Raw genomic sequence first — 24,379 nt, forward strand, 5'->3', positions numbered from 1 at the left:
TTTTCTTTAGGATATGCTGAGTTCTGATTGTATATGCTGAATAAACAATATAACGTAACAGAACCATAATGGAATTTGAGGTTGCTTTGATGCCCAAGAAAGCCGTGGTAAAGGTTGTTTTAAGTAGGGAACAGGTTGTTTTTTTGGAGAAAACCTCTAAAATGTTTGGGCTTAGTCAAAGTGAAGTTTTAAGGATGGCATTGATGGATTACATGAAAGACATTGGGCTACTCCAAGCACATTAACAGGGTCATTGTTATCTGTTAGGCAGTGTAACAGTCAAGCGCTAATTAAAGTAAAGTATATTAGGTTAGGTGAGTTGGTTTTAACTGTTTTTGGTGAAATTTTATGGAAAAAGTAAAACGGTTTACTCTCCCAAAACTCCCCTATGACTATAAAGCGCTTGAACCCTACATTTCAGAAGAACAATTAACACTGCACCACGACAAGCACCATCAAGGCTACGTGAACGGCGCTAACAAAATTTTTGAAAAACTCGAAAAAGCCCAACAAGAAAACACAGACTTAGACTTAAAATCAACCCTAAAAGAACTCTCCTTCCACATCGGCGGACATCTTCTGCACACAACCTTCTGGGAAAACATGGCACCCGCAGGCAAAGGTGGTGGAGGAGCACCTAATGGGGCGGTAGCAGACCTAATTAACACGGGTTTTGGAAGTTTTGAACGTTTCAAAAAAGAGTTCGCCTCTGTAGCTAACAGTGTAGAAGGTTCAGGTTGGGCGGCGTTGGCGGTTCATCCATGCATCGAAAAACCGCTCATTATGCAAATAGAAAAGCACAACGTGAACATGTACCCGAATTTCCAGATATTGATGGTTGTGGATGTTTGGGAGCATGCGTACTATCTTGACTACAAAAATGCGCGCCCCAAATTCATTGATGCCTTCTGGAACATCGTGAACTGGGAAAAAGTCAACAAAAACCTTAGCATCGTACAATAAACACAATTGGGCTTAATGCCCACTCTTTATTTTCTTTAAAAAATCTGTTGTCTCTGTGGTTATGCCTTTTTGTAGGTAAATTGAGATAGCAGAGATTTTTTTTGCGGGGTCATTTCGCATGTTAATTGAGTAGATGTGAATCAGTTTAACGCCGACTGGGTCTTTGGAGATTTGCCCTGAAGTCAGTTTAGTGGCAAGCAAAACCGCGTCCGTGATTGAGCCGCCAGCAGCGATGATTTTTATTTCATCAAACTTTGCCAGAGCAATCAAACTGCGTGTCAAAAGTTTTTCAACAGGAACATCTCGGCTAACACTGATGGTGCGTTCGCCAATGTTGTCTAAAGCTTGTTCTTCTTCTGCGACTAATTGCTCATAATCCACAGATTGCTCCTGGGTTAAGTGTGCAAAAACTGCGGCTGTTCTTCCCACATCTGGATATTCGAGACGTTCGATACCGATTTGGTTGATGTAGATTTTGGCGATTTCACAACTAAAATTTAGTGCTGAGCACACCAAAAAGATTGCATCGCCTATGCCGATGACGTCAAGCTCGCCTGTGCCGAGTATGCCACTGATGATTTTTTCGGTTACGTCACTTACTTTTAGGGTAGCATCTTGGGGTGGAATGATTACTACTTTGCTGTTTGATGCTTCACTCATAGCCAACGCACGGCATTGATATGGCGCGTCAGCGAATATAACAGTTGCTTAACCGCTTAAGGGCACTTTTGACCACGAAATCAGCCATTACAGACCGCACCTTTTAGGACTTTAGACCCCTCTATAGATTCTGCAATGAGTTTCTAATAGCATCCAAATAGAAATGTGGACCTCTATCTATGTTTTCTGCATACTTTGGCTATTAGGCTCCAAATAGGAATGGTATGCTTTATTTTATTGGGGTTTTGTTGGGTGTATGTTTGAAATGGTACACTGTTATTGCCGCAACTGTAACGATTGCTGTTGCCACAACTGACCCAACAATCAAGACTGTAGTGCCCACTGGACTTGGCTCGTGTGAATTGTCGCTAGGTGAGACAGATGGAACTGTACCATAACCCAAAGGAGTATACACATCAATAGCTTGCGTATATTCAAACCAGCCAACCGCACCACCTATACAATAAATTTTGTCGTTTAATATTGCGTTAGCAAAAGCAAACCGTGCCGTAGGCATACTTGCCGCCAAAGCCCACGTATCAGACGCAACATCATAAACAAAAGTCGCATTCACCACACTTTCAACAAACCCTACATACCCACCTAAAACATAAATTCTCTCAGGAGCACACTGCCCCGAAGTAGCTACGACACCTGCACCGCTATAAAACTCAGGCATCTGCGCACCACTGCTCCACCCACCCGTTTTTGTATCATAAATAAGGGTACCTATGTTGGATATAACGTATATTTTCTCGTTGACGCTGACAGGTTTTTGCTTCATGTCATTGTTGTTTATTGTGGTTATTTTTCTCCAAGTATCTGTTGCCGGGTTATACTGTTGAATGTCTTTATTGAGTACCACATAGATTTTATCACCTATAATACAGGCATCTGCAAAGTTACTTGTGTACGGAAAAGGCTTTTTTGTTTCCCAAGTGTCTGTTTGTGTGTCATAGACCTCATTAACATTTGTCGCATCAGTTAATCCCTCTCCGCCTATCAGATAGATTTTGTTGTCTACTGCTGCAATAGCAAAACTTGTCCTAGGCGTAGGCATAGCCGTTTTGTTTGTCAACGTATCAGTTTCTGGGTCATACATGTAAGTGGAAAACATGTGGAAAATAAATATTTGACCACCCACAGCAACAGCCTCCAAACCACCTACCTGTTGGACTGTGGCTGTTTTGGTTCCCCATGTGTCTCCTGTTTGCTGCTCAGCATTAGCTATCAAGGCAGGGCTTAATGTTGCTAAAAGAGCAAAACAAAGCAACAGGGTGGCAAGTTTCATGATTTTTTTCACCACACCCAAATGAAACCCACTTCACTTATTAGCCTATTGCAAAACACGTGCAAACGCGGCAATGTCAACATTAATCTTCTGCGATTTTTCCTCTTTACTGGTTTTTCATGTTTTCTGGGGGATGTTGGAAAACTATATAATCCATTTCAACGTACAAACCAACACTAAGAGACAAAAGCGGGGAAAATAGTGAAAGTTACTCTCATTAATCCTCCTTACCCAAAAGACGCCCATGCCCACCCAGCATTCATACCCTTAGGGCTGGCATATCTTGGCGCCATGGCGGAACGTGAAGGACACGAAGTAAACGTTATCGACTGCCAAGCCGAGCACTTAACACCAGAATCTTTCAGACCACGAATCTCCGAAGTTAAAGCAGACGTAGTCGGCATAACATCCACCACGCTCCTATACAATCCCGCCAAAGAAATAATCACCATAGCAAAGCAGGTTCATCCAAACGCAGTAACTATGATGGGTGGTTCCCACGTGAGTTTCTGGGATGAAAACGCCCTCAACGAATGCCCAAGCCTTGACGTAATCGTACGTAAAGAAGGCGAATTAACCTTTGTTGAGTTACTCTCAAAAATCAAAAACCAAGCAAGCTTCGAAGATGTGCTAGGCATCACTTTCCGAAACAAAGACGGAAAAATCATCCGCAACGAAGACCGACCATACCTTCACGACCTTGACTCCTTACCCACCCCCGCATACCATCTACTTCCACTAGACGCTTTTCACCGAATGGGCAAAACCATTTTCCCGTTGGTTACCAGCCGCGGCTGCGTTCAATGGTGTGATTTTTGCAGTACCGTGCGTATGTTCGGTAGAGGTTATCGTGTCCGCAATCCCAAAAAAGTTGTAGATGAAATGGAGTTTCTCCACAACAAATACGGACAAAGCCAATTCACTTTCTATGATGACGCTTTCACAGTGAACCGAGCCCACACATTGGCACTGTGCCAAGACCTTAAAAACCGCAAACTAAATCTGGAGTGGGACTGCGAGACCCGCGTGGACGCTGTTGATCAAGAGTTGCTTCAGACTATGGCAGATAACGGATGCTTAACCGTCTGGTTTGGTGTCGAGTCGGGTTCAGAGAAAATCCTTGGCGAAATGCACAAGAAAATCAACCGCGACCAAATCCGCCAAGCCTTCAAAATGTCGCAGAAAACAGGTATGATGACTGTTGCCAGCGCCGTCCTTGGGTTCCCCGGAGAAACTGAGGAAACCGCCTGGGAAACAATCAACTTCATTAACTCACTAAACCCTGATGACATCGGCTTTTACATTGCTACACCCTACCCGGGCACGCCAATGTATGACACAGTCGTCAAAAACGGGTGGTTACGTATCACTGACTTTAACAAGTATGACACTGCACACCCAACGTTTGAGACGCCATGGTTGAGTATGCAAAAACTTCATGACATCCGATACAAGGGTTTCCAGAAATTCTACCTACGCCCGAGTTACATGTTACGTATGATACGGCGTGGTGGAACGTATGGTCGCTCAGGGTTGAAAACCTCGGCAGCGTATGCTTTGCGTGCAATGCACATAAGACTCTCCTAATTTTTCCTTTTTTAATGGAAAAAGCGGATTTAAGAAAGTAATATATTTAATCCAACAGCTAATTCTTCACGTCAAGGCGCATTCAATGAATATCACTTTGGTTAACCCTCCTTACCCGATAGGCGTACATTCGCACCCTCCGTTTATCCCGTTGGGCATCGCGTATCTTGGGGCGGTTGCTGAGAAAGCAGGTTACAAAGTCACCGTTATCGACTGCCAAGCCGACCACCTCAACTATGAAGGCTTCCGCGAGCGCATCGCAAAGACGCCCTCAGATTTTATCGGCGTAACCGCAACAACGCTACTCTACAAGTCCGCCATGAAACTTATCACCATAGCCAAAGAGGTCCAGCCAGAAGCAGTCACTGTTTTAGGTGGTTCTCACGGGTCGTTTTGGGATGAAAATGCCCTAAGAGAGTACCCCGCCCTTGATGTTGTAGTTAGACAAGAAGGCGAAGTAACCTTCATTGAATTGCTACAAAAACTTGAAGCCCGATCAAGCTTCAAAAATGTACTGGGAATAACCTACCGAGATGGAGAAAAAATCATCCGCAACGCCGAACGCCCCTTCATAGAAGACTTAGATTCACTGCCCTTCCCAGCGCATCACCTGTTGCCGCTTGAAAACTTGAAGCACAATGGGCAAATCCTGTTCCCGCTGGTTTCAAGCCGCGGTTGTGTATTCTGGTGTGATTTTTGCAGTACCGTGCGTATGTTCGGTAGAGGTTATCGTATGCGTAGCGCCAAAAATGTGGTGGATGAGATGCAGTTTGTCCACGACAAATACGGCGTAGACCAAGTCACTTTTTATGATGACGCTTTTAGTGTTGACCGAGACCGTGTACTGCAGATTTGCAAGGAACTGCATGACCGAAAACTTGACATGAAATGGGACTGCGGAACCCGCGTGGACATGGTAGACCGAGAACTCATGACAACCATGAAAAATGCTGGATGCATAGCTGTTTGGCTTGGTGTTGAGTCGGGTTCGGAGTTGATTTTGGGTAAGATGAACAAGAGCATAAAGCTTGACCAGACCCGCAGAGCCTACAAGATTGCCAACGAGGTTGGGTTAATGCGTATCGCCAACGTTGTACTTGGTTTTCCCGGGGAAACTGAGCAAACCGCCAAAGAAACCATCAACTTCGTCAAGGAACTTAACCCTGACGATGTGGGCTTTTACGTGGCTACCCCCTACCCTGGAACCCCAATGTATGACCAAGTTATCAAAAACGGGTGGCTGCGGGTCACAGATTTTGACAAGTATGATACTTCTATTCCAACCTTTGAAACACCATGGCTTAGCATGGAGCAACTGGTTAAACTGCGCTATAAAGCCTACCAAGACTTCTACTTGCGCCCTGGCTATGTGCTTAGTATGATGCGTAAGGGAAGTTTTTATGGGATTTCAGCTGTGAAAACTTCGACTGCTTATTTACTGTGTGCTTTGCACATTAGGCTCTCTTAAAATCTTGATTTTTCTTATGTAAGCGATTGCTGCAAGAGCCAACGTTAACGCGCTAAGGGTCACTGTTACGGTGTTAACGTAAATGCCCAGTGGAGATAATCCCAGAAATAGGCCTGCGATTCCAGCTAATCCAAAACTTAGCGCAACTGACAGGACAAGTTCTTCAATTAAATCTAGCCTGTCTCCTTTAACAAACAGTATATTAACTAAACAGTAACCCGGCAGGAAAGCCACAAAAATAAAACTGAGAACATAACGAATTGCATAAAGCGTGGAGTCACCTGAAATGAGGTAAACTCCAGCTAAGGTGATAAGGGTAAACGCGATGATTGTTATGAGCCATCTGATTGGTTTCAATTTTTTCTCTTCAAAAAATTAAACAAAAAATAAAAAGAGAATTAGAGGAATTGTTTGTAGATTGGGTGTGATTCTTCTAATGGTCTTGTACCAAGGTCTGCTGCTGCGGATGCAATGTATGTGTCAACAACTGCGACTGCTGGGAAAATCCATTCAGCTTGTTCAGCTGGGCCAATCATTAACCAGTTGCAACCCATTGTTTGCATGATTGCGTTTGTTGCGGTTCTGCATCCTGCACGGAATTCTTTTGCAATATTTGCTTTTACCCATCCCATGGTTGTGACAACGTTGCCACTGCCAAGGCCTACTGGGTGACCATACTTTTCTTTCATGATTGGTATGACACGTACAGAAGTTCCCATGTCTGGTGCATAAGCAGGAATTGCAGTGTCGATGAGTGGTTTGGTGATGCCACCTTGATCTGCCAATGCTAGTGCTTCCTCGATAACCTTCATTTTACCCTCTAAGGAGGTGTCTTTGGGGTCATCTGCTAGCACTATGGACATTTTAACGCCGCTTTCCTTTAGGTTTGCAAGTTCAGCATCAGTTACGCCTTTATAGACTGAGTTGTACAGACACCTGTCTGCTAAACCCATCTTTTTTGCCAAGTTTGCAGCCAGCATACGAGTCTTTGGACTCATAGCATCGAGCATCAATGGTGCGTCGCTGTGTGCAGCAACGAAGTCAATGTATTTCTCAAAAGCTGTCTCAGTTGTGCCGACAATGTCATAAGCAAACTGGACACCTGTGATGTCGCTTTGTGTTTCTACTGTGTTGATAATTTGCTCTGCAATTTTGGCGTCAAAAATGCCTTTGTTTGCATCTTGAACCATCTTTTGACCTAGCCAAAAGATTGAGCCAATAAGGAAAGTGGGCAGTTCTCCTGGTTGACCGCCGACTTTGAATTTTCCTATTTCGTAGATTTTTTGTTCGGTATTGAATCTTTGCATTTTACATCAACTGATGTTTTTATTGAGAGCCAGCCATCGCTTTCTTTGCTAACTCTACGGCTTCTTCCTTGTTTTTGCCGAAGAGTGCACCCATTGCATCAGCGTCTTCTTTCTTGACTGCTGCGCCGCCCATGATGATGCCAACTTTGCCTTTAAGGCCTGATGACTTCAGTAGTTCGTCTAGCTTTGAAAGGTTGTTCTTTGCAGGGACAGTGTTTACTGAGAGTGCAATAACATTTGCGTTGCTTTCTTTGACTTTGTCAACGAAAACTTGTGGTGCAACGCTTTTGCCAACGTCGACTGTTTTGAATCCTGCACGTTTGAGTGTTCTGCGGACTGCTTCTTTTGCTGTATCATGCATGTCTGGTTCGATATTGCCTATAACGACAACGCCTAATGGATTCGCTGGTTCTGGAGGCTCTTTTTCCATCATAGATTTTAGCCACGACATATTAAACACCTTTTTCTCCGTTTTTAACTCTGGGCTTTTTATACTCGAATTTCATATTTAAACTTACTCTAACGCACAAGCATTAACTTTACAATAAAAACCCACAATTTAGGAAGGATGATATGGCTAAGATTTCAAACAAACTGCTGTTGCTTTTGTTCATTTTTGCTTTCTCCTTCATCTACCGCGTCATGTTAATGCTTTGGTCAGGTTTTCCCTCAGGCGCAGACATCGGTTTACACAACAGCATAATATACTCAATCATAAATCAGGGCAACACGGATTTTCTTTGGAACTTCTACCAAATCGGCGGTGGTTTATCCTTAACTTTTCCAGGCTACCACATCTACACCGCTATGATTATGATGCTGACAGGAATGCCGGATTACCTAGCACACACTATGGGGGTAGCTTTGCTTTCATCAACAACTGTTTTAGCCTCATACATGTTAACAAAAGCGCTTTGGAATGAACAAGTCGGATTTATTGTGGCTTTCTTTGTTGCCGTCTCCCGTTTTGATATTGAATCACTTCTCTGGGCAGGCTACCCAAACATTGCAGCCCTACTTCTAATTCCATTGCTGTTCGCGTTGCTTTTGCAGCAAGAACGCTTCTCCAAAAAAACTTTCCTAGCCGCAACCTCTATTTTGGCAGGCTCATTGTTTTTAACACACTCCTTAAGCGTGGTAATCTTTGTTGCAACAATGATGGGAACCATATTTTTAGGGCTGATTTTTTCCAAAAAAATCAATTTTCCACGGCGAAAACTACTAAACTGGTTTTTGCCCATGGTTTTTGGTGCTGTTCTGGTTTTGCCTTTTCTGGTGCAAATTGTGCCTGCTTACTTGAGCGATTATGGCGGCGGTGCAGGTGGTTCTGAAGCAATAAAATTAGCCTTATTATCTCAAAAAATAATTCCTCTATACATTGTGCTTCCTCTTTTCTTATGCATTCCTGCAGTTTGGATTTTTTCAAAGCAGTATCATGGACGCTTCAAAAACTTCTCTGCGCTATGGATGTTTGTTTGGATTTTTATTCCAACCGCTGCAACACAATGCTACCTGTTACACCTCTACATAGATTATAACAGGTTTTTGTACTTCACGATTTTGCCAGTAATAATGGTAACTGCACTTTTAATTGACCACTTATCAACCTTTATAGCCTCAGCAATCTCAAAATCAGTAGCCCAACAAAAAACCGCATATAAATTCCAAACCGAATACGGAAAACTCGCAGCACACATAATCCCGCGGATAACTAAGAAAAATGTTTACGCGATGAGTTTGTTGGCGATGTTGCTTTTCGCTTTTCTTGCAAGTCCATTATTTGTAACACCTGCAACAGGTGCGGGGGTTTCCATGTTTTATCAGACCGTAACTGATGCCAATTATGAGGGTATACAGTGGATTAGGGATAATACGCCTGTGGGGTCTGTGATTGTTGCTGACGCTAATTATGGCTGGTGGCTTTCAGGCTTTGCTCAAAGACCTACGCTTAGTGCTGTTCCGCCTGAATATTTGACGCTTACCCGTGAGTTTAAGCCTGCAGAAACCGCCCGTTATCTGCTTGATTCCGACTACGTGGTAGATAATGGTTTAATTCAGATACGCGAGGACGGCGGCTACATGGGCAGACATAACCCAATGATTTCATCAAAAATCGAAGGTGACTACTACCCATACGCATTTTATAATTTTAACAGCCAAAACACTTGGATTTACTTCTACAACGGCACAGGCGATGACCTAAACAGTTTACTTGATATTCCAGTGAAAAACATGCAAGTCATAAATGGCTCTGATTCCGTAACGATTTCTGTTGAGCGAGAAAACCAGTTTTTCAACTTCACACAACAAACAACCGTGTACCAAGGCTGCAGGTTTGTGAACCTAACTGTGGCTTTTAGCTCAACTGTTGCGGGTGTTTATCTCACTGATATTGACTTCCAAATTGAATCAAAAGACTACTGCTACCGATACCCTGAAGACCAACCCATAAACGGGTCACTATCCTTCCTGGACCCAGGCACCCGCGTCATCGGGCAAATCATCTTCACAGAAGGGCAACCTACTGACAAGAACCCTCAAAGCTCCAACCCCTACGTTTTAGACTACAGCTTCAACCGTGCAGTCAGCGGGAAAGTGGAAATGTTTGCAACCGCATACCAACTCAGCAACGAAGAAACCCCATACATGGAACAAATCCTAAATGATAACCTGAGCACTTACACTCAGAAAGTTTCTGATTTACCCATAGAGGTTTTTGATTACCAGCAAGCAATAGATGAAAACAACATTTCATACATTGCAATTCGTGACCTTGGTGTTTTGCCAAAATTCTTCAAGGACCCCCTGTTTTCTCAGGTATTTATTAATAAAGCAGTTGCAATATTCTCAACAAATAGAGGTTAAGGGGAACTAAAAATCCTTAAAGTAACAATTCACGGTAGAGAAATCTCTCTGGAAACCATATTCATACTGGTTTTCTCCACTCTAACCTCTGTTTTCCTCTACGCCCTCATCTCAGCCAACAACGGCTTAGTTCTCGGCAACGACCCAGCAGTTCATCTCTCACGGGCAGAAATGTTTCTTGCCATGGGCCATATTCCCGTAGGTGAAGTTTTTTGGTATCCGCCTCTCTACCACGTTTGGCTCTCAACTTTCATATCCTTCACAGGCGCCGCAAGCATTGAACAGGCAATCTTTATGCTTAAATGCGTAACCGTTCTGGTTGATTGGCTTTTAATTTTTTCAGTTTACCTGCTCGCTGGAAGATTTTTTGGCAAAAAAAGCGGGGTTTTTGCTGCCGCGTTTATGATGATTATTCTGCCGTTTTATGACCTTAACTTTTGGGGTGCCTACACAAGCATTGCCAGCATTGCCCTTCTGGTTATGTTAATGTTTTATTTGTCATCTAACAAAAAAGACCCTGCGGCAACCTTGCTGATTTTCATGTTAACATTCTCTATGGTACTTACTCATCAGTTAACCACGTTTCTTGCTGTTCTCATTTTGGGACCTGTGGTTTTGGCTTCGTTTTTCCGTTCAAGAGGACGCTTCTCAAAAGTTTATCTTGCAGTCATTTTAGGCGGCGCTTTAGCATTCTTATTGTACTACTCACCAACAATTCTGCCTCATCTGGGTGACATTATCACTTATCACCTTGCAACAGAAGTCCGCTCAATGACCTACCAAATTCCCCTAGTGAGCCCCCAATCAATATACCTAAGCTACGGGTTCCTGATTGTTCTTGCAGCCTTGGGCATGGTTGCTGCCTTCTACAAAGCCCGAAAAATCAAGAACCTAACCGTTTTTGCACTTATAGCCCTAGGCTTTTTTGTGCCATTTTTGCTGTCCCAAACCTACCTTATCGGCTTATTTTTGCCGTTCGAACGTTTCCTCAACTATATCGTTCCATTCACAGCAATCTTTGCAGGCATAGCCTGCGCTTTCATATTTGAATGGTACTTCTCAACCTACCAAAAACATCCCAACCGCAAACGCCTAATACAGACACTCACTGTTATCTTAATAGTCTTAGTGGCAGCTGTTGCAGTGACACGATTTGAAACTGTGGGCGTTCGCATCCATGACGGTATCTACTACTACTCATTAACCGACAACACTGCCTACGATGCCGCAGTCTGGCTACGCGAACACTACCCCGGCACATCCACAGTTGTTGTCTCCGAAAAACCAGGTGAATGGTTCGGGTTATACTCAGGTAAGATGATTATTGCTGCTCAAGACCCTATTGTTCAACGAAATCTGGCGGCGGAGTGTGTGCTGGATTTGGCTGACGAGGTTGAGACGCCTATAACTTTGCTTAGGGTTTATGATGCTAGAGGCAGTATTTCTGATGAATTGCAAATTAATGTTGATGGTGTCTGGCAGAGAATGTTTGTCTTTGACAAAACTGGTACCTCAATTTACTTTAACCAAAACGGGCAATCATACCACTATTCCCTTTCCGAATTAACCCGCCAATTCACTTTAGATACCCAAAATAACACTGCTCAAATAAACACCACATACTCCAACCAACAAATAGCCATAACCCAGAAAATCCAAGTTTCAAACGACAAGTACCCAATTAACTACGACTGGTCAATAACGCCGCTACAAGACCAAATAACCAATGTAACTTTCCGCATGACCCTTTCCTTGTCCTTCGATGGCACAAAAGCCTATGTTCCAGGTGTCTTAAACTGGGAAAGCCCCTGGAAATACGCGCAGAACACAACAAAAGTAGCCTGGACCGTTGTTAATTTTACAAGTGCAGATGTCAGCGATAACTTCTTTGGAGTTTTTGACGAGAAAAATCAGGCTGCCTTTGCCCTAAAACTTGGGCAGCTTCCAAGCTGGGGAAACATTGGTGCCGTGGCAACTGGATGGGTGGATAATCTTCGTCTGGAGTTCCCTGTTGCGGATATTGCTTTGGGGCAAAATCAATCTTTAACTTATCAGATTGAAACTTTCACCAAAACCAGCTACCCTGACATGCCACCGTTAGACCAGATGAAAACAGTATTTGATGTGCAAGCCAGCTACACCATTTATTCACGAAGCTTTATGGACTACATTAAAGACCAAAATATCGGCTTTATAGTCTACGATAAACCCAGCTTTTACCCGCAACTAACAGAGTCAAACATTCTAAATGTGGTCTACGAAAACAACAATTACGTAATCTGCAAAATCAAAACCTTGCCCTAACGCCCATTTGCTTAGCCCTTCTTAGAAAAAAGAGCATCAATGAACGGTGCCGAAGACTGGTGGGTCTGCATGCTAATTTGGCTCTTTTTCCACCTGCCCGATTTGTTGTAGGCTGTCTGGATTGCTTGAAGAAAGATTTTCCCATCTTCTGTGAGCTGGTATTTGCCGTGTTCAGGCTTCTTGATGAGTTCCTGCTCAATCAGAATTGCCAGATGGTTTGATAATGCGGTTTTTTTGAGTTGAGTTTCGTGTTTTAAGGCATCAAAAGATTTTGGTCCGGTTTGCAGGGTTATTAGGATTTGAAGTCTTTTCTCATTGCCTATTGCTTTTGCTATGTTTAGGATGTCAACAAAAGATTGTCCCGTAGGGTCAGTTGATGTTTTTTCGGTCATTGTTGTTTCTCCTTTACGGGTATGTACCAGTCAATTTCGGATTCACTGTCATCTACACTTTTGAATCTGCGGTAGTCATAGGCTTCAATAACGTAGGGGTATGCTTGAATATAGCCGTGTTTGGGCATCCACTCATTAAAAATTGTGGCGCCTTCATCTTTGTTGGACATTTTGGTGGTGAACTGCAGGTAGTGTGTTTCGGGAAGTATTTTTATGACCGTTTCTAAGGGGACTTCTTTGATTTCGTTGATTTCCATGCCTACAAATACGTAGTAGTTTTGGGTGGTTTTGTATTCTTCGGGTTCGATGTGGACTTCGTAGCCTATGGGGGTTGGGCATATTTTTGAGAGAAGCGTTTGGTATTTTGTGGATAGAGTCATGAATTGTTGCCAGAGTTTGCCGATTTCGTTTTGGGTGCTCCATTCTTTGGCTGTGTGAAAGGGGTTGCCGTAGTAGGTGCATCCTATTAGTTGTAGCTTTTTTTTGGGTGTGATTGTAGGCTCCATAGTTATTCACTTTTTTTAGGAACATAGTTCTATGTTTCTAGGAATATTTAAATCTGCCCCAACAACAAATAAACACGTGAACAACCATGACAAAACCCAACCAACAATTCACCCTCACACCAATCGGCAAGGTAACCACAGCCGAAGATGGCTTTAACATAGAAATCTATGAACCCTGCCACCCCGCCCTAAAACAACTAAACCAATTCAGCCACGTCATCGTCATCTGGTGGGCAAACCAACACGACAACAAAGAAAGCCGCAACATCACCCAAACAACCCCACCATACGCAAACAAATTAACCGGTGTTTTTGCATGCAGAGCTGAATACCGCCCCAACCCCATTGCCATAACAACATGCGCCATCCTAGACGTAGACGAACAAAAAGGCATCGTCAAAGTTCCCTGGATAGATGCATACGACGGTACCCCAGTCTTGGACTTGAAAGCGTACTTCCCCGTATCTGACCGCGTAAAAGACCCCCACATCCCAAAATGGCTCGCCAACTGGCCCCAATGGATACCCGATAGCGATTTTGACCCAGAAGCACTCACAGAGGAATCAGCACAAGAGAGCGGTAAATTGCCCACTTCGGGACGTATTGGCAGGTTAGCCGAAACTATAGCTGAGCAAACAAGCATCCAGACTGCCCAAGAGGTTTTTGAGGCATGGAACCAGCAGAAAATAGGCAAATCAAAAGACCCCGAAAAAATCCAAAACCTGATGGTCGCGCTTGAACAGAAAGTAGGCAAAGAAAAAGCAATAGAAATTATGCATGAATGCGGCAGGAAATGTTATGATTCAATTGCGTATCTGCAAAAATCCGCCGAGGAACTAAAAAACAAACACCCAGCATCTCTGCAAGAGCATGTGAAAAACCTAAACAAAAAGTTCGCAAGCACCTCAAAAATTGAATTAACCAGCGATAATACCCTAATTTATCAACAACTCAAATGCTACTGCATGGTAAAAAACCCTGAAAAACCCCTTGACAACAAAAACTACTGCCAATGCGGAGTAGGATGCAGACAGAAATTTTTTGAAGCAATCTTTGAAAAACCTGTCAAGGTTGAACTTTTAGAGTCAATTGCAACTGGCGGTGAAAGCTGCAAGTTTTTAATTAAACCCTAAATCACTATTTCTTTTTTAGTATCCTAAAAATAAAATAAAGAAAAGAGGTTATGCCGCTGGCTTATGGGTTTGCCTGCATCTTCTCAAGATACTTGGGGTCCTCACGGAGGACTTTGGGGATGTAATTGCAGGCTGGGTCTGACTCAAACAAGTCACCTGTGTAGTATTCAGCGCGTGTTCTGCATCCACCGCAGATTTCGCGGTACTCACAAACGCCACATTTGCCTTTGATGTTGCTTTTGTCGCGTAGTTTCATGTGTAGTGGGCTTTGCTGGAGGTCTTCCCATGCTTGGCTTAAGTGTTTATTTTTTACGTTGCCAATGCGGTAACCTTCGTGGAATCCACAGCTTCGGTAGTCACCGTTCTCGGTGATGCCGATGTAGTTGCCGCCGATAGTGCATCTACCAAGGTAGCCTTCATTGTACCAGTCCCAGAAGTCAACTGGGTTTTTCTGGCGGACAATGCGTGCGTAGAAAGGTGAGTAAACGTTGACTTTGACTTTGCCGTAAAGTTTACGTTGAATATCATAAATTTCGTTGAATGCTGTTTCGTACTGGTCAGGCGTAGGCGCTAAGTCTGGCATGTTGCTGCCTGCTCTGCCAACTGGGACAAGGTTGTGGTAAACCATCATTCGAGCGTTGTATTTTTCTGCGAGGTATGCAGGGTGCGCCATGTGTTCAATGTTGTATTTTGTCATGGTTGTGACAATACAGTCCAGTAATCCTACCTTGCCAAGCTTATCCATAGCGCTTACAGCTTTAGCATAACTGCCTTTACGTCGGATAATTTCGTTTGATTCCTCATTGCCATCAATGCTGACGGCTGTGTGGACTTCATACTTTTGAAGATTTTCATATCTCTTTTCATCCCACGCAAAACCGCTTGTTATGAGGCTAACTTCCATGCCGTGTTCTTCCCGAGCATATTTGATGATTTCAAAAATGTCTGGGCGGACCAGTGGTTCTCCTCCACTGATTCCAAACCAATGTGAGCCAAAATTGTGGATTTCATCAACCATCTTTTTTGCTTCTTCAGTACTTAATTCCTGATCCTTGGCGTACTCTTTAGTATAACTGCAATACATGCAGTTTCCAACACAATTTCTTGTGCAGCGCCAAACCACCATGAATAATGGTGCTCTTTTCCCGCTCATATATCTCAACAGACAGTGAATAGACAAGCTTAGTGATATAAGATTTACGATAAAAAATCCTATATTTGATTTTAAGTCAAAAGAAGTGACTATTAGAAGTTTTAATGCTTGAAAGCTTGCTTTTTAGCTTGGGGCACCTCTAATTATGTTTTGTTTTAACTTACGGACTATTGCGTAGCTTCATTTTAGAAAGTCTTATTAACTTATCAATGCCAATTTGCTTAGCATTCAATCAAGGAGAAATTGAAATCATGTCTCAAACAAAAGAATACTCAATTATGACTAAAGATAGACTAATGACCTACACTTTCATTGCACTATTAGCAGTAACAATCGTATCAGCAATTATCTGGTGGCCAGTTACGCCACAAAGTCCTATGTTCGAAACAGTCGCTCCAATAAACTTAGGACTTACCCTCATTTTATGCGCATTAATCTCTGTTGGTGTCGCTGTAGGAATTGACGTTCTCTTTGCTAAACTTGTATCAGACAGCCAATTGAACATCATGTCTGCTGCAGTTTTCGGTTTAATAGTCACTGACTCTTACACTTTAGGCTTACCTTTAATGGCAACCGAAGCAGGACTTCCAGTTGATGCACCAGGAGCACTAATTTATGTTGCATTAATCAGCATGGTCGGCATGGTTCTCTTCAAAAAAGTCGCAAACATGGCTGGGCGAAAATACGTTAACCCCGCTGCAGCTGCTAAATTCCTTGTTTTCCTGCCCGGAGCTGGCTCAGTTCTCATCGCTGCAAACCACCTCAACATTGGCATGGAACTGCCTCGTCTCGCTGGTAAAATAACCGCTTTCGGAAGCTATGATTCATTTGCTACATTTATGAGTGCATGCTTTGGAAATCCAAATCTAACAACTCAACCAGACCTCGCCTACCTCATGATTGTTGAAAAATTCCACGGTTGGGCTGGTGGTGCCTGCAGTATCGCTGTTATAATTGCTGGTCTTGCGCTATTCGTAGTTGCTCGCAGATACATTAAATGGAGAATTACTCTTGCATACTTTGTTTCAATTGCTGCTATGTCTTTGATATTGTCCTTTGTTTATGCAGATGTTGACTTAATTACACGGTTACTCTGGACTGTTTTCATCGGTAGCTCAATATTCTTGGGCTTCTTCATGGCAACAGACCCAGCGACTACGCCTGTAGGCCGCTACGGACAAATAATCTTCGGTGTCGGCTTAGGTGTCCTCACCGTACTAATTCAAACATACATGAACTTCTTCGGCGGCTCACTCCTAGCACTACTTATCATGAACCTGCTCACACCAAAGATTGACGGCATCGGCAGACTAAAACCAATGGAAGGCGGAAAAGAACCCTCACTTCCAAAAGCAAAGAAATTCGACAAAATCAAAACCTATCCATGTATGCGCTGTGGTGCATGCATGAGCGTATGCTGCAACAAACTTAGCCCAATTCTCATCAAACAAGCACGCGACAAACAAGATATGAAGACACTGCTCAAACTTGACGCTGACTTCTGTGCTGGCTGTGGAAACTGCAACTTCATATGCCCATCAAGAATTGACCTCAAGAGCAACCTGCTAAACACAGTGCTAACTGCTGAAGATGAAGAAACAATTGAACAAAGCTTCCTTATCGGCAATCCAGACGAAAACATTGGCGTTTACAAAGAAATGTTCTCAGCCAAGAGCAAATACGAAGGACAAGACGGTGGTATGGTAACAGCCCTGCTGATTTCCGGCATGGAGAAAGGCATCTTTGACTCTGCAATAGTAGTCAAGAAGACCAAAGGTTACCTCTCAGAAGCATACGTCGCAGAAAGCGCAGAAGACATCATCCAAGCTAAAGGCACAAAATACATGCGCGTACGCCTAATGTCAAAGGTAGGCGAACTCATCGCTAAAGGCAAACGCAAAATCGCAGTAGTCGGCACACCATGCGAAATCAGAGCAGCAAGACGCGTACAGCAAGCAATGATGACCGACGTTCCAGACCTAGAATTGACCATGATTGGCCTATTCTGCTTTGAAAACTTCGAATACCCCAAGCTAAAAGAAGAAATCAAGACAAAACTCGGCGTTGACTTAGATGCAGCAGAAAAGACACAGATTAGCAAAGGTAAATTCATCGTTACAGTTGACGGAAAAGATAGTGCAATCGCAGTCAAAGAGCTCAGCAGTGCAGTTGAAAACATGTGCTTATCATGCCCAGACTTCAGCTCAAAGTTCGCTGATATCTCCGTTGGTTCAGTTGGTAGCGAAGCAGGCAAATCAACAGTTATTGTCCGCTCATCAATCGGTGAGCAACTAGTTGAAGGTCTTGACATAACCAAGAGCGAAGCTAAACTTGAAGAAGTCTCAAAGCTGTCAGTTCTCAAGAAGAACCGTGCAGAAAAAACAGTTGCTGGCGAATCTGAATAAGCCAAGAAAAAGCTTTAACCCCTTTTTCTTTTTTTGTTGTCTGTTTATTTTTTTGTCTTTGTTTTTGTAAGACCATTTTTTTTTATTCAAACTTGCCTTAATCTTGGTTTAAGGGCACGTTCGAAGGATTAAATTTATAAACGCCTCAGAGCCAATTAATGAATCAAAAGAGGGATAAATACGGAACCAGAAAAATTTAAAATGAAAGACGTTCTCTGGGGCTTAGTAATTCCAGTTCTTGTCGGTTTATTAATAATTGCTTTCCCAGCGATTTTCCGTCCAGGACTAGATGGTCTATTTCCACCAGCAGACATGGCAGCAGGAACATCCGCACACCCCTTAGCAGTCATCACCACAATTCTAACCCACGGTTTCGCCTTGATAGTAGTTTTCGCTATCCCTGTCGTCTTAGGCCTACTTTGGAATAAATGGGCTGGAGGCGCAGCAGGCTTTATCATGGGCACGCTATACTACATCGCATTCGCAGCATACAACAACTGGGAAAACATGCTAAACTTCCTTCCATTCACAGTTTCAGACGGCGCAATCAACGGAGCCGCACTTAACTCTTATCTACCAAACCTCTTCAATGACTCAAGCTTCATCGGCGCATACATTATTGGCGGTATACTAATCGGCTACATCGCAGGTGCACTATGCAATGGCTCAACAAACTTCCTACGTATGCTCGGCTCAGGTTTAACCGCAGCACTCACAGTTGGCATCATCACTTTCGTCCTTAACTACACTGTCTCTTACGGTGCATGGATGACTCAGAACAACCCAGGCTTTGCCCTGTTCACAACAATGCTTCCTTTGATACTCTTAGGCATTATCGCGCCAGTCATCTCTAAAGTAATGACATGGTACGGTATAACCCCAACACAGAAATACTAAACCAAACCCTTTCCTTTTTTTATTTTTTTTAAAAATTTTAGAAATTAAAAAAAGAAAAAAATTAGAGCTTGCTTTTGCTCTTGTCAAGATTTGAGAATTCCCAAGCAATGTTGCCTTTCCAGATGTCACCGAGCCTTGTGATTTTAACTTCTTCATCGTTAACTTCAATTAAGCCCTTTGCAACAAGGTTTTTGATTTGCTCTGGGAAGACATCTTCTGGTCGTTTGCCGAATTTCTCCATGAACTCGGCTTTGCTTACTGGTAACCGTAAGTAGAGGCGACTCATTTCTCTGCGCATCATGTCTTCATCGTTTGATTTTGAGAGTCTGCTGATTGGGAACTTACCTGTTTTTACAGCTTCTATGTATTGGTTAATGTCTTCAATGTTAGAGTAGCTGAAACGTTGCAGATAGCCCATGAAGCATCCTGCGCCAGTGGTTAATATGCCACCCCATGGCCAACCGTTGAGGCAGTTTTCTCGTACGTGCCATTCAACTCTTGTGAATCGGTCGTGTCCAACAGCTTTGTAGCCTGCTTTTGTTAGCAGGTCGTATGCTGCCAGATACAGTTTTTCGCCGTGTTTGGCGTCTCCTTGTGGTGGTGCCTTTCCTGCTTTAATTGATTTGTCTAATGCTGTTCCAGGATGAATTTCCAAATGGTATGTGTCAATTTCTACGTCTAAGTCGATTGCTTTCTGTAAGGTTTCCACCCAGCTTTCAACTGTTTGTCCTGGCAGGTTATACATCAGGTCGATACAAACACACATGCCCAGTTTCCGCGCGGTTTTGATGGCTTCTTCTACGTGTTCTGCTGGGTCGGGTAGGCAAAGGAACTTGCGGACTTGGTTGTCAAAAGATTGGGCACCCATGTCTAGTTGGTAAACTCCGTATTCTGCGAGTTTCTCAATTTTGTGTGGAGCCAAAGTTTTAGATGAACCGGTTACTTTAATGAAGTATTCTTTACTAGTGGTAAAGTTTGCCTTACAATAATCTAGTATGTCAATTATTTGCTCAGCTGACAGGATGCTTGGGGTTCCACCACCTAAAACTATCTCGTCAAAAACGCTTGTTTTTACGTATTTTGTTTTAGCATACATGCCTAGCTCTTTTTTGAGAGCAATAAGGTACTCGTCCACGCTTGCCTTGTTTGTGGCTGTGGTTGGGAAATAGCAGAATGCGCATCTTGAATCACAAAAGGATACCCATGGCTGAAGCTCCATTAGCCTGTTAGAAGTATTTTCAGTGTCAAGGAACTTCATGTAAGATTGATAGGTTTCTGGTTTTATGTCAGGGTAATCCCTGTAGGTGTATGGTGGCCAGGTTTCTCTGGCTTCAAAGGCGTCTTTTTTGTTTTGCTCGGTTTTTGTTTCCATAATTTTTTGGCCTTCGGACATTTTCAAATCGTTTTATGTGTATAATAAAGTTTCGTTAAAACACCAGAAACAAAACAAACAAAAAATAAACGTGGTTTGAGCCTGTTTACATCTTGAGAACTTGTTTAAGAACATGCAAAGCGCCTTCACGGCGTATTTTGCGCAAAATACGTTTAGGTGAACGGTTAAAACTCACATGCATACTCCGCTGTATCTTCATCATTTGGTCAAAATCAAACTCCTTTGTCTTCACGTAATAGATGAAGTCCTCTACACGGTCATAGTAGTGGTTAGCTAAAACTTCCTCATGCAACACGCTGCCCGGGTACGACAGGAAAATGTTAAAGCTACACCAGTCAGGGTCAATCTTCTTTGCAAACTTGAGCGTGGTTTCCATGTCCTTTATGGTTTCGCCGGGGATGCCGATCATGAATGAGCAGGCAACTTGGATTCCCGCATCGTGACACAGCTGAACTCCCTTAGCTGATTGCTCAACTGTTATGCCTTTATTGATTTTTTTAAGAATTGGCGGCGAACCTGATTCTAAACCAAACCATATGGTTTTGCATCCTGCATCTTTCATAGCAGAAAGCATCTCTGGGTCAATTAAGTCCACGCGGGTATCACAAACCCACTGCATATCCAAATTTCTTTCTTTGAGTTCACGGCAAAACTCCAAGGTTTCTTTCTGTTTAAGCGTGAAGTTGTCACTGATTAAGTAGACGCCTTTGCTGCCAAAATTCTTAGACAAGTCTTCCATTTCGTCAACGATTCGTTTGGGGCTAAACATTCGGCAGGTCTTACCCCACAAGGGTGCAATGTCACAGTAAGCGCAACTATAGGGGCAACCACGTGTAACACTCATTATGTCAACAGGTTCTACATCCAAAAACTCAATTCGTCTACCATATTGATCCATTGGCAGTAGGTGCCGTGCGGGAAAAGGAATCGAGTCAATGTCTTTGATGAATTTAGCGGGGTTCTTTATGTTTTGACCCATTTTCCTGTAAACAACACCCGCTATGTCAGGGACGCCTTTGCCTGTGTTGATATAGTTAGCAAGCTCAGCCATCGCCTGCTCCCCCTCACCCATGACAACATAATCAATTACGGGTTGCTCAATTAGGCTTTCAGGGGAATAAGAAGCATGCCATCCACCCACGACAACTTTGCAGTTTGGGTCAACCTCCTTAATTGCTGCGGCGGTTTCGATGCAACGTTGATAGGTTGCTGAGCCACAAGTCATGCCTACGATTTGGGGTTTTTTGGTTTGAATAATCTGCTTAACTTCCTCAATGGGCTTGTTAAGCATGTAATTGTCCAATATTTCAACTTCAAAACCGCATTTTTCAAGGTAGCCAGCAACAAACGCTAATCCTAAGGGGGGCAGTTTTCTTCCAAGATACCATGGTGCATTCGATGGCGGTGCAGTGGTCATTAATAAAATCATTTTTTTATCCCAAATCGGCATGTTGCTGTCAAGTTAAATCAATATTTTTGGTTCCCAACTTAATATAACTATTGGAATTAAGTTGCTGCGGATGTTTGGCTTGGTTTTGTGGTGGTTTGGGTTTTTTCTGAGTAAAACAGCAGTGGTAAACCAAGAATCGGCAACATCATAATCCATAAATCAACATTATGCCCAAGGAACCACGCATTCCACATACTCCAACCACCCACATTGCCAAACACAATCCACTGAAGATACGTCCCAAAATAGTACAAACCCAGCCCTATCAAAATCACAGCCGCAGCCCTGACCGCAACAAAATCTTCACGTGTGGCTCTTTTTGCCATCACAGCAGAATAAATTGTCAAAGTCAACAATCCAACAGCAGTAACAGCAAAGCTAAAAATGTTTAAGGGCTCAGCGATTAGGTACTGATTTCCTCTTTCTATGACTGCGCCAATCCAGTTGCCAAAATTATTTACCCAAAACCCGAAAAGATACACTGCACCAGCAATAAATGCCCATCGGATTGCGTTTTTAGCTGGCTTGTTTGGGCTAATTTTTAAAATCAGCACTGCTAACGCTGCGGGAATGGCTATGGATTCAACCGCGCAGGGTAGTGTCCAGTACATAAAAACTGCGTAGGGGTCACCGAAGTTTTGAGCCTGCAGGACTGCCCAGACTGTGGATGGAAAGAACGTGACCAGATTGTAGCCTGCCTCAAATAGAAGTAGCCATTTAAGAGACAACAAAACTTCGGGAACCGCAATTTTTTCTCTAAACAAAAACGCTACAACAGTGACTACAGCAATTAACCCTGCTGCTACCCTCAAGCCAAGACCAAAAGCGGATGCGGTATCGGTTACGTAAATCCAAAAGCCCCATGATGGTCCACCGCCGTGTATGATGTTTATGAGAAACTCGTAAATGGTGAAAGTAAAGTAAGATAACGCAACCAGTAACAAACCTAATTTCACAGGCAGATTTAACTTGACACCTGTCATTTCTACACTTGCCCCTTGCCTCGAAAATCTCCAATAAACATTAACTACACGTCACATTTAAAACAAACGCTCTATTGCACCTTTGCAATCGAAATTCTTTTAAACGCTACCTCCCAACCTTTAATCTAGGTAAATCAGGCATGTCACGCGTTCTGAGTACCCGTCAATCAACAGGTTTTTTCCTGCTTTTGCAAGCCGTAGGCGTAACCTTTTTTGTCCTTTTCTCAGCAGCATATTGGATTCCGTTTCAAACCAAAAACCTGCTTCACGCAGAACCGTTTTTCCACTGGGCACTCTCCATCACAGGCGGCGTTTTCCTTTTGCTTGTCCTAATCGCTGTTGTGTTGTGTTTTGTTGCTAAACCTCAGCGGGTTGAGGCTTAAAAATCAGCATTTTTACGGGGTGTTCTTCCTTTTGGGGTTTGATGGTTAAAGGTTAATAAGTATAAAATTGTTGAAAATACATGCTCGCGATGAATATGCCCCAACAATACCAAGAAATGCACATCAAAACCGCATTAGGCAACCTCGGCATCTTAAACACGCGGTTCTGGACTAAACACTGCTTTGACCCCTACGTAAACTGCGCAATAGGCTGCCTCTACTGCAACACCAGCACACAACAATTCATCCAAGGCACACAGCAGCAAGTGAAAGTTTACGCAAAAACCAATGCGCCCCCAATTCTGGTAAGAGAACTGGCGGGGCTAAAAAAACGGGGTATGGTCGCCATTGGTTTGGCGATGGATGCGTATCAGCCTGTTGAACGCGAGTTGGGTTTAACTCGGAAAATTTTGCAGGTTCTTTGTGATTATAGTACACCGTTTTCGCTTGGAACCAAATCCGACATGGTCCTGCGAGACATCGACGTTTTATCAGCTGCTAGCAAAAAAGCACCCTGTCTGGTTTCGTTGAGCATAACAACTTTGGATGAAGATTTTGCCAAGCTAATTGAGCCCAACGCTTCCCCACCGCAGAAACGTCTTGAGGCAGTCCGAAAACTCAACGCGGCTGGTGTGCAGGCTGGGGTGTGGTTTTCTCCAATTCTGCCCTTCATCTCGGACAATGATGAGACCGTGGAAGGCGTGATTAAAGCCTCCGCAGAGTACGGTGCCAAATACATCTTAGGCGGCGCCTTGGACACTCGCTCATTGTTAGGTATCAAAAAATTCCTTGCTGACCGCTACCCCGAATTGATTCCAAAGTATGAAGCTATTTACCATAAACCCGACGGTTCCTACTCCTACTACCCGCACGAATCCTACATGTATCCCCTATACAAGAAAATGTGCCGTTACTGCAAAAAATACGGCATCAAACATTTCATGTCCCACTTCGCCGCACGAACGCAGGCTATGCTGTTTTACATTCGCCATTTCGGTATAGAGGAGCCTTCGCTGAGGCAATTTATGCCCGTTTTCAATTATCTCTCGCCATCGCAGGAGATACTGCAAAACATCAATTTGGTCTGCAAAGACACAGCCTTAACCCGTGGGGTGCTTAACACTTTGGGTTACTTCCCGCATTAGGCTTTATATCTAATGTCTCAACGCCCGTCTTCATTATATGAAGAACAAGCGCTTTAACTTTAACATAGCAAAGGCGTTTTTGGGTAAGGGGTTT

Annotated in this window: 22 protein-coding genes; 11 read left to right on the forward strand and 11 right to left on the reverse strand. The window is 43.3% G+C overall.

Translation table 11 applies throughout. From position 1 onward, the window contains the following. The first annotated feature begins 68 nt into the window (after positions 1-68). Both NWF01_01455 and NWF01_01460 read left to right on the forward strand, forming a co-directional pair. Positions 69-245 carry a hypothetical protein gene (locus NWF01_01455; GenBank protein MCW4023686.1) on the forward strand — a complete coding sequence of 59 codons (177 nt, stop codon included), beginning with the start codon at positions 69-71 and terminating at the stop codon, positions 243-245. A 103-nt stretch (positions 246-348) separates the two neighbouring features. Further along, entirely contained in the window at positions 349-963 is a 615-nt protein-coding gene (locus NWF01_01460) for a superoxide dismutase (protein MCW4023687.1), read from the forward strand. 12 nt (positions 964-975) lie between these two features. Here the strand turns inward: NWF01_01460 and NWF01_01465 are convergent, their stop codons facing one another. Next, positions 976-1,623 carry a hypothetical protein gene (locus tag NWF01_01465; protein MCW4023688.1) on the reverse strand — a complete coding sequence of 216 codons (648 nt, stop codon included), beginning with the start codon at positions 1,621-1,623 and terminating at the stop codon, positions 976-978. Positions 1,624-1,852: 229 nt separating this feature from the next. Next, complete coding sequence (locus NWF01_01470; GenBank protein ID MCW4023689.1) at positions 1,853-2,914, reverse strand: hypothetical protein; 1,062 nt, start codon at positions 2,912-2,914, stop codon at positions 1,853-1,855. Between the two features lie 201 nt (positions 2,915-3,115). Between NWF01_01470 and NWF01_01475 the strand changes: the two genes are divergently transcribed. Beyond that, positions 3,116-4,501, forward strand: coding sequence for a cobalamin-dependent protein (locus NWF01_01475; protein ID MCW4023690.1), 1,386 nt, complete (start codon positions 3,116-3,118; stop codon positions 4,499-4,501). 85 nt (positions 4,502-4,586) lie between these two features. After that, on the forward strand, positions 4,587-5,969 hold the full coding sequence (locus NWF01_01480) for a cobalamin-dependent protein (GenBank protein ID MCW4023691.1): 1,383 nt from the start codon (positions 4,587-4,589) through the stop codon (positions 5,967-5,969). Here the strand turns inward: NWF01_01480 and NWF01_01485 are convergent. The 3 genes from NWF01_01485 to NWF01_01495 are packed head-to-tail and all read right to left on the reverse strand — an operon-like array spanning position 5,937 to position 7,727. Next, the gene (locus tag NWF01_01485; protein MCW4023692.1) at positions 5,937-6,326 is read right to left on the reverse strand and encodes a DUF1616 domain-containing protein; all 390 of its coding nucleotides are present in this window, start codon (positions 6,324-6,326) and stop codon (positions 5,937-5,939) included. The genes NWF01_01480 and NWF01_01485 overlap by 33 nt on opposite strands. A gap of 41 nt (positions 6,327-6,367) precedes the next feature. Continuing rightward, on the reverse strand, positions 6,368-7,276 hold the full coding sequence (locus NWF01_01490; GenBank protein ID MCW4023693.1) for a hypothetical protein: 909 nt from the start codon (positions 7,274-7,276) through the stop codon (positions 6,368-6,370). Positions 7,277-7,295: 19 nt separating this feature from the next. After that, complete coding sequence (locus NWF01_01495) at positions 7,296-7,727, reverse strand: cobalamin-dependent protein (GenBank protein MCW4023694.1); 432 nt, start codon at positions 7,725-7,727, stop codon at positions 7,296-7,298. A gap of 122 nt (positions 7,728-7,849) precedes the next feature. Between NWF01_01495 and NWF01_01500 the strand changes: the two genes are divergently transcribed. Continuing rightward, positions 7,850-10,141, forward strand: a complete 2,292-nt coding sequence (locus NWF01_01500) for a hypothetical protein (protein MCW4023695.1) — start codon at positions 7,850-7,852, stop codon at positions 10,139-10,141. A 183-nt stretch (positions 10,142-10,324) separates the two neighbouring features. Beyond that, positions 10,325-12,445: a hypothetical protein gene (locus tag NWF01_01505; protein MCW4023696.1), complete on the forward strand. Its 2,121-nt coding sequence runs from the start codon at positions 10,325-10,327 to the stop codon at positions 12,443-12,445. Positions 12,446-12,456: 11 nt separating this feature from the next. Here NWF01_01505 and NWF01_01510 read toward each other — a convergent pair whose 3' ends face one another. Next, on the reverse strand, positions 12,457-12,837 hold the full coding sequence (locus tag NWF01_01510) for a winged helix-turn-helix domain-containing protein (GenBank protein ID MCW4023697.1): 381 nt from the start codon (positions 12,835-12,837) through the stop codon (positions 12,457-12,459). Next, positions 12,834-13,343: a GyrI-like domain-containing protein gene (locus NWF01_01515; GenBank protein ID MCW4023698.1), complete on the reverse strand. Its 510-nt coding sequence runs from the start codon at positions 13,341-13,343 to the stop codon at positions 12,834-12,836. Before NWF01_01515 ends, NWF01_01510 begins: the two co-directional genes overlap by 4 nt. 86 nt (positions 13,344-13,429) lie before the next feature. Between NWF01_01515 and NWF01_01520 the strand changes: the two genes are divergently transcribed. Further along, the gene (locus tag NWF01_01520; protein ID MCW4023699.1) at positions 13,430-14,476 is read left to right on the forward strand and encodes a TrmO family methyltransferase; all 1,047 of its coding nucleotides are present in this window, start codon (positions 13,430-13,432) and stop codon (positions 14,474-14,476) included. A gap of 61 nt (positions 14,477-14,537) precedes the next feature. Here NWF01_01520 and NWF01_01525 read toward each other — a convergent pair whose 3' ends face one another. Continuing rightward, positions 14,538-15,629, reverse strand: coding sequence for a radical SAM protein (locus NWF01_01525; protein MCW4023700.1), 1,092 nt, complete (start codon positions 15,627-15,629; stop codon positions 14,538-14,540). Between the two features lie 251 nt (positions 15,630-15,880). Here NWF01_01525 and NWF01_01530 point away from each other — a divergent pair, with 251 nt between their 5' ends. Continuing rightward, the gene (locus tag NWF01_01530; GenBank protein MCW4023701.1) at positions 15,881-18,034 is read left to right on the forward strand and encodes an RnfABCDGE type electron transport complex subunit D; all 2,154 of its coding nucleotides are present in this window, start codon (positions 15,881-15,883) and stop codon (positions 18,032-18,034) included. Between the two features lie 201 nt (positions 18,035-18,235). After that, complete coding sequence (locus NWF01_01535; GenBank protein MCW4023702.1) at positions 18,236-18,931, forward strand: hypothetical protein; 696 nt, start codon at positions 18,236-18,238, stop codon at positions 18,929-18,931. A 61-nt stretch (positions 18,932-18,992) separates the two neighbouring features. Here NWF01_01535 and NWF01_01540 read toward each other — a convergent pair whose 3' ends face one another. From NWF01_01540 to NWF01_01550, 3 genes are all read right to left on the reverse strand, one after another. Beyond that, entirely contained in the window at positions 18,993-20,324 is a 1,332-nt protein-coding gene (locus NWF01_01540) for a coproporphyrinogen III oxidase family protein (protein ID MCW4023703.1), read from the reverse strand. A gap of 85 nt (positions 20,325-20,409) precedes the next feature. Next, positions 20,410-21,753, reverse strand: coding sequence for a B12-binding domain-containing radical SAM protein (locus NWF01_01545; protein MCW4023704.1), 1,344 nt, complete (start codon positions 21,751-21,753; stop codon positions 20,410-20,412). Between the two features lie 77 nt (positions 21,754-21,830). Further along, positions 21,831-22,757: a hypothetical protein gene (locus NWF01_01550; GenBank protein MCW4023705.1), complete on the reverse strand. Its 927-nt coding sequence runs from the start codon at positions 22,755-22,757 to the stop codon at positions 21,831-21,833. A gap of 140 nt (positions 22,758-22,897) precedes the next feature. On the opposite strand from NWF01_01550, the gene NWF01_01555 reads away from it, so the two are divergent. Both NWF01_01555 and NWF01_01560 read left to right on the forward strand, forming a co-directional pair. Further along, on the forward strand, positions 22,898-23,140 hold the full coding sequence (locus tag NWF01_01555) for a hypothetical protein (GenBank protein MCW4023706.1): 243 nt from the start codon (positions 22,898-22,900) through the stop codon (positions 23,138-23,140). A gap of 89 nt (positions 23,141-23,229) precedes the next feature. Continuing rightward, entirely contained in the window at positions 23,230-24,285 is a 1,056-nt protein-coding gene (locus tag NWF01_01560; GenBank protein ID MCW4023707.1) for a hypothetical protein, read from the forward strand. The last annotated feature ends 94 nt before the right edge of the window (positions 24,286-24,379 follow it).

It is taken from the genome of Candidatus Bathyarchaeota archaeon, assembly GCA_026014585.1.
GTDB lineage: Archaea > Thermoproteota > Bathyarchaeia > Bathyarchaeales > Bathycorpusculaceae > Bathycorpusculum.

Bases quoted from the DNA above. Each gene is read 5' to 3' on its own strand.
- NWF01_01455 (MCW4023686.1), top strand. From the start codon at position 69: ATGGAATTTGAGGTTGCTTTGATGCCCAAGAAAGCCGTGGTAAAGGTT.
- NWF01_01460 (MCW4023687.1), top strand. From the start codon at position 349: ATGGAAAAAGTAAAACGGTTTACTCTCCCAAAACTCCCCTATGACTAT.
- NWF01_01465 (MCW4023688.1), bottom strand. From the start codon at position 1,623: ATGAGTGAAGCATCAAACAGCAAAGTAGTAATCATTCCACCCCAAGAT.
- NWF01_01470 (MCW4023689.1), bottom strand. From the start codon at position 2,914: ATGAAACTTGCCACCCTGTTGCTTTGTTTTGCTCTTTTAGCAACATTA.
- NWF01_01480 (MCW4023691.1), top strand. From the start codon at position 4,587: ATGAATATCACTTTGGTTAACCCTCCTTACCCGATAGGCGTACATTCG.
- NWF01_01490 (MCW4023693.1), bottom strand. From the start codon at position 7,276: ATGCAAAGATTCAATACCGAACAAAAAATCTACGAAATAGGAAAATTC.
- NWF01_01495 (MCW4023694.1), bottom strand. From the start codon at position 7,727: ATGTCGTGGCTAAAATCTATGATGGAAAAAGAGCCTCCAGAACCAGCG.
- NWF01_01500 (MCW4023695.1), top strand. From the start codon at position 7,850: ATGGCTAAGATTTCAAACAAACTGCTGTTGCTTTTGTTCATTTTTGCT.
- NWF01_01505 (MCW4023696.1), top strand. From the start codon at position 10,325: ATGGGCCATATTCCCGTAGGTGAAGTTTTTTGGTATCCGCCTCTCTAC.
- NWF01_01510 (MCW4023697.1), bottom strand. From the start codon at position 12,837: ATGACCGAAAAAACATCAACTGACCCTACGGGACAATCTTTTGTTGAC.
- NWF01_01515 (MCW4023698.1), bottom strand. From the start codon at position 13,343: ATGGAGCCTACAATCACACCCAAAAAAAAGCTACAACTAATAGGATGC.
- NWF01_01520 (MCW4023699.1), top strand. From the start codon at position 13,430: ATGACAAAACCCAACCAACAATTCACCCTCACACCAATCGGCAAGGTA.
- NWF01_01525 (MCW4023700.1), bottom strand. From the start codon at position 15,629: ATGAGCGGGAAAAGAGCACCATTATTCATGGTGGTTTGGCGCTGCACA.
- NWF01_01530 (MCW4023701.1), top strand. From the start codon at position 15,881: ATGTCTCAAACAAAAGAATACTCAATTATGACTAAAGATAGACTAATG.
- NWF01_01535 (MCW4023702.1), top strand. From the start codon at position 18,236: ATGAAAGACGTTCTCTGGGGCTTAGTAATTCCAGTTCTTGTCGGTTTA.
- NWF01_01540 (MCW4023703.1), bottom strand. From the start codon at position 20,324: ATGTCCGAAGGCCAAAAAATTATGGAAACAAAAACCGAGCAAAACAAA.
- NWF01_01545 (MCW4023704.1), bottom strand. From the start codon at position 21,753: ATGATTTTATTAATGACCACTGCACCGCCATCGAATGCACCATGGTAT.
- NWF01_01550 (MCW4023705.1), bottom strand. From the start codon at position 22,757: ATGACAGGTGTCAAGTTAAATCTGCCTGTGAAATTAGGTTTGTTACTG.
- NWF01_01555 (MCW4023706.1), top strand. From the start codon at position 22,898: ATGTCACGCGTTCTGAGTACCCGTCAATCAACAGGTTTTTTCCTGCTT.
- NWF01_01560 (MCW4023707.1), top strand. From the start codon at position 23,230: ATGAATATGCCCCAACAATACCAAGAAATGCACATCAAAACCGCATTA.